The organism is uncultured Lactobacillus sp., from assembly GCF_947367125.1.
Classification (GTDB): domain Bacteria; phylum Bacillota; class Bacilli; order Lactobacillales; family Lactobacillaceae; genus Lactobacillus.
Genome location: NZ_CANBCQ010000061.1, coordinates 1 through 5,612 on the forward strand (window position 1 = coordinate 1; position 5,612 = coordinate 5,612).

Here is a 5,612-nt window from a genome sequence, read left to right on the forward strand (position 1 = left end):
ACTCCTTTTTCTAATGTTTAAAGAAATAAATTTAAGGAATCATTCATCCTTACACAAACTATTTTACAGTCTCAAAATATATTTAAGACTATGAATGAATTAGAGCAAACAATTTAAAGAACATATTCACTACCATAAGTACTAAAAAACCATACTCCGATAGAATATCGAAATATGGTAATAAAAATAATATATCTTACATTTTTGGTTCATATCATCATATCAAAAATGTAAGATATTCTTACTTAATCATTCTTATCTCCGTTCTCTTCTAGAAATCCAAGCCATAATTAATGGCAAAAGGACAAAACCAAAGATCATCATAGCAATTGCATACCAGTTAACGCCAACTACTTGACCTGTTGCGTTTGTTATACCGAATTGTGCTTGCCAGTTATATTCAATTAACAAGAAAACAACAATAATAATCGATAAGATTGGCACAACAACGTCAGTCCAAGCATTCTTGTCAGCCTTTAAAACTTCTTCTTTGGTCTTACCACGATAGAATTGAATAACTGCTAGCGGTACTACGATAAAGCCCAAGAATCTAACCATCGCACTTAAAGTAATCAAATTGACCATATTGTATTCAAAGGCCATTGGAATTAAGATAGCTAAGCCAACTGAAATAAAGAAAGTTCTAATTGGGAAATTATTCTTTGTTCTCTTGGTCAAAGCTTGTGACATTTGACCTTCACGTGCCATTGCCTCAAGGATACGTGGTGCATTAAAACTAGATGCCACATTAATCCCAAACATTGAAACTAATGCTCCAACTAAGATGACATCACGTAAAATTTCATTTTTAAAAATTGCTGCAATCGCTACAACTTGCTTAGTCGTCATTAAAGCGCGTGGGTTAAGTATCATCGCTACCGCTACAACGCCGATATAAACTACCGCAATGATTAAAATTGCCAATGGAATTGCTCGTGGCAAGTTCTTTTCTGGATCTTTCATGTCTTCTGAACCAGAAGCTACTGATTCAAAGCCAGTAAAGGCATAAAAGGCGGATACAATCGCCATGACAAAAGTAGTAGTAGTCAAAGTTGGCACAATTTTTTGACCATTCTGAGTCAATTGATCTACTTCAGACAAATGACTTGAAGCACCAGTCGTAATTAATAAAACTACCCCAGCAATAATAATTAAAACCAAAGCAGCTAGCTTTCCGATGGTGGCTAAGTTCATTACATACTTAACTACCTTTTGACCAAACAGATTGATCACGGTGATAATTGCCATTAAGATCAAAAAGCCAAGCGTGACATTCATTGCTTTATTGGGATTCCCGCCAAAAATGGAAATAGTTGACTTGATTACACCAACAGCCATCACGCCCCAAGCCACACTAGCTGAAAAATAGCGCAACACGCCCATATAAAAACCGATCTTATCACCAAAAGCGGCCTTTGAATAAGCATAGGCAGCACCTGACTTAGTGACATACTTTGAAGCTGCCGCAAATGAAATTGCCAAGATTGCTGCAAAAATTGCCGCAATTAAATATACAACTAAGGCTTTACTACCGGCTTGTTGAACTACGCTACCTGGCGTTAAAAAGATCCCAGAACCGATAATTGCATTAATGGCCAATAAGACAATTGACCAAAAGCCTAACTTATCTCCTGCTTTCTCACTCAATTTATTACTCCCTATTTTGCATTATCAACAACAAATTTAAATAAATTATTCATAAAGGCTACATCAGGATTGCGATGTAACATTTCAGGATGACACTGTACTGCAATGACATTGCCTTGCTTATTTTCTAAACCTTCAACCACGCCATCTGGGGCGGTCGCTACCGCTTTTAAGTCCGGTGCAACATCCTTAATTAATTGATGGTGGAAAGAATTAACACGGAATTCAGTTTTACCTAAAATTTCAGCCAATTTACTATCAGCTTCAACTTCCATACTGTGAGTCGGCAAAGCTGGCGTATGACCTTGCATGTGCTTAAGCGTCAATTCTTTTCTATATGAAAGATCCTGATAAAGAGTCCCACCATGAGCCACGTTAATAATCTGAGCGCCACGACAAATGCCAAGCACCGGAATTCCATTTTCTTCAGCTAATTTTAACAAAAGCATATCAAAATGATCACGTTCAGGCCAAGTAGCGCCAATCTTTTGCAATGGTTCTTCGCCATAAAAACGTGGATCAACATCATGACCGCCAGATAAGATCAAACCTTGAACATGATTAAGCTGTTCACGAATTACTTCATCATCTTCAGTAAACGGAATGATGTAAGGTACACCACCATTTTGCACTACAGAATCAATATAATCCTCATTCACATAACTACGACGATAGCCGGGGAATATCCCTCCATCGTCAATAATTACAGAACCTGAAATACCAATAATTGGTTTTGACATCATCATCGCTCCTCCCATAACTTACTTTTAGTATGTAATATTATAGAGAAATTTAGGCTAAAAGTACAATCAAAAATACTAATTGTAGCTTTATTTTTGATAATTCTACTTTTTATAGTCCTTGTTCAAAGTTTTTATGTATCTCTATGTATCTTCAAAATTCTTATTACATCAAAAAAACAGCAGGCCTTTCACCTACTGCTCAATTTTAGTTATCTTTTCGATGTTTCACCACATAAACCAGCGCCGCAATAATCAATACTGCTGCACCAACTGCTACTGAAATTTGCGTCTCCGGATTGATAAACATGAAGACAACAATCACAACCAGCATACTCAGCGCAAAGTAATTTGAATATGGATAAAGTGGCAACTTAAATGGGTGGTTTTCCATCAAATGCGGATTCTTTCGTCTGAAGCGCAATTCTGCCAGCAAAATAACAAACCAAGCTACCATCCCTGGCAAAACAGATGAACTATAGACAATCACGAAGATATTAGCCAATGATTTATTCAAAAATTGGGCCAACACATTAAGCATAAAACCAATGAAAATCCCACTAGTGATCCCAATGATCGCGTGACTAGGCACGATCCTTTTTGAAATATGACCAAAAGTCTTCGGTGCTTCTCCTTCATGAGCTAATTTATAAAGCATCCGACTTGATGAATAAATTCCAGAGTTAGCACCAGACAAAGCGGCAGTCAAAACCACAAAATTAATCACTGAAGCTGCTGCAGTAATCCCTACTTTAGCAAAAGTCGTGACAAATGGGGAGCCAATGCTATCTAATTTATTCCATGGATAAATCGTGACAATCACAAAGATTGCCCCAACATAAAAGATCAAAATCCGCCATAAAACCGACTTAACACTTTTAACAATAGCTTTATGCGGATTAGACACTTCACCAGCTGAAATACCAATCAGCTCGATTCCCTCATAAGAACCAACAATAATGGCCATAGAGAAAAAGAATCCCTTGATTCCGCCGGTGAAGAAGCCACCATGACTCCACAGGTTAGAAAAGCCAACTGGATGGCCGCCATTGCCAAAGCCAAATAGAATTACCGCAAGGCCTAATAAGATCATTAAGATAATCGTGACGACTTTGATCATGGCAAACCAGAATTCCAAAGTGGCATAAGCCTTGGCACTAGCTAAGTTAGCTATCAGCAAAAATAAAATGATAATTACGCCGGCAACCCAATCAGAGGTACCCTTCCACCAAAAGCGCAGATACTCAGTTGTTGCTACTACTTCAGAAATACCAACAACAATATATTGAAAAACGTTCGCCCATTCGGCCAAATAACCAGCAATTGGGTGTACATGCTCTGAAGCATAGTCCGCAAAAGAACCAGTACCAGGATCAACATAAAGCATTTCACCCAATGCCCGCATTACAATATACAAAATAATCCCAACAAAAATGTAGGCTAATAACACTGAAGGACCAGTCCATTTGATAGTTGAGCTAGCTCCCATAAATAGCCCAACACCGATTGCTCCTCCAAGTGAGATCATTTCCATCTGTCCGGCCGTCATCGACCGCTTTAATTCAGGTGCTTTCTTCGCCATACCCAACTCCCTTTCTTTAGCATCTGTAAAAATTTCCTAGGAAATATATCTATTCTCATTTATCTTTAATCACTATACCTTATCATTTTTTCGAACAAAACTGTAGCTGATCGCTAAAAAGATTGCAAATAAAATCGAAATAATCAAAGCCAGCTGCGTTGATTTGATAAAGAACAATAAGATTAAAATGCCAACATAAAAGGCAAGCGTAAGCCAGCTAGTTACAGGATAGCCCGGCATTTTAAAGGCACCTAAATTATCTTTATTCTGTTTACGATAAACAATATGTGCTGCCATAATCATGATCCAAACAATCACAAAACAAATCGTTGACACAGTTGAGACAACAGAGAATATTTCTGCTGGCATTAAATAATTTAGCGCAACTACTACAAATAAAATTAATGAAGAAGTAGTCAAAGCATTCATTGGAATTGCTTTTTTGGTCAATTCACCTAGTTTCTTAGGCGCATGGCTGTTACGTGCTAGAGAATACAATGAACGACTGGTTGAAAAAATTGCACTATTAGTCGCCGACATAGCCGCAGTCAAAACGACAAAATTTAAAATACCTGCCGCCGTAGTTACTCCAATCCCGGTAAAAACCTGAACAAATGGACTTGAATTAGTTGTAATCTGATTCCAAGGATAAACTGACATAATTGCTAACATTGAACCCACATAAAAAAGCCCAATTCTAACTGGCAAGGTATTAATCGCCTTAGGAATATCTTTTTGTGGATTAGCTGTTTCACTAGCAGTTTGACCAACAATTTCTACCCCAACAAAGGCAAAAACAACCATTTGAAATGATAAAAGAAAGCCCCAAATCCCAGTAGGGAAAAAGCCGCCATGGCTAACTAAATTAGTTAGCGAAACATAACCACCCTTTACGTGCGTATGAAGCAGCAACATTACCGCACCAGTAACGATTAAGGCTACAATTGCAATCACCTTAATCATTGAGAACCAGCTTTCTAGTTCACCAAAAAGACCAACATTTACCATATTGATCAACATCAATAAAACCACAATCACCAAAGGTCCAACCCATTGCGGCAACCAAGGGAACCAATATCTTAAATAAATTCCCGTTGCGGTCAAATCGGCCATAGCTAAACTAAGCCAGCAAGCCCAGTACATCCAGCCCGCTACAAACTCAGCACGCTTACCCAAATACTTTTTAATTGATTCTAAAAATGAATGGCTATCGGGATCAGCTAAAATAAGTTCTCCTAATGCACGCATCATAAAAAAGGTAATAATTCCCACAATTAAGTAAGACAAAATAATTGAAGGGCCAGCACTATGAATGGCTGAACCTGAACCTAAGAATAGGCCAGTACCGATGGCTCCCCCTATTGCAATCATTGTTACGTGACGACTTTTAAGCCCGCGTTTTAATCCCGGCTTCTCATCCATAATTACTTCACACCTTCCTCAAAACAAAAAACGGAGCAGCATGTTTTTTAAATGAAACATGTTGCTCCATTAAGTTTGCTTTTTTCTGAATTATATAGCCAACTCAACATTCATGCAATTATTTTTTATTTTTAACATAATTATTGTGATTAACAAGTGATAATGTCTTAACTGTTAACTTAGGAAAATGTCCTAATTGTAGTAAGTATGACATAATTTCC

Annotated in this window: 4 protein-coding genes; all 4 read right to left on the reverse strand. The window is 37.5% G+C overall.

The window, feature by feature from the left end:
* Positions 1–255: 255 nt before the first annotated feature.
* Positions 256–1,647 (reverse strand): APC family permease, encoded by a 1,392-nt coding sequence (locus tag Q0Y84_RS11865; protein WP_297954015.1) that lies wholly within the window; start codon positions 1,645–1,647, stop codon positions 256–258.
* A gap of 11 nt (positions 1,648–1,658) precedes the next feature.
* Complete coding sequence (locus tag Q0Y84_RS11870) at positions 1,659–2,387, reverse strand: gamma-glutamyl-gamma-aminobutyrate hydrolase family protein (protein WP_297954024.1); 729 nt, start codon at positions 2,385–2,387, stop codon at positions 1,659–1,661.
* A 208-nt stretch (positions 2,388–2,595) separates the two neighbouring features.
* Positions 2,596–3,969, reverse strand: a complete 1,374-nt coding sequence (locus Q0Y84_RS11875) for an amino acid permease (protein WP_297954018.1) — start codon at positions 3,967–3,969, stop codon at positions 2,596–2,598.
* 72 nt (positions 3,970–4,041) lie between these two features.
* Positions 4,042–5,391: an amino acid permease gene (locus Q0Y84_RS11880; RefSeq protein WP_297954021.1), complete on the reverse strand. Its 1,350-nt coding sequence runs from the start codon at positions 5,389–5,391 to the stop codon at positions 4,042–4,044.
* Between the last annotated feature and the right edge of the window lie 221 nt (positions 5,392–5,612).

Coding starts and splice junctions, on each gene's coding strand:
- Q0Y84_RS11875 (WP_297954018.1), bottom strand. CDS start 3,969: ATGGCGAAGAAAGCACCTGAATTAAAGCGGTCGATGACGGCCGGACAG.
- Q0Y84_RS11870 (WP_297954024.1), bottom strand. CDS start 2,387: ATGTCAAAACCAATTATTGGTATTTCAGGTTCTGTAATTATTGACGAT.
- Q0Y84_RS11880 (WP_297954021.1), bottom strand. CDS start 5,391: ATGGATGAGAAGCCGGGATTAAAACGCGGGCTTAAAAGTCGTCACGTA.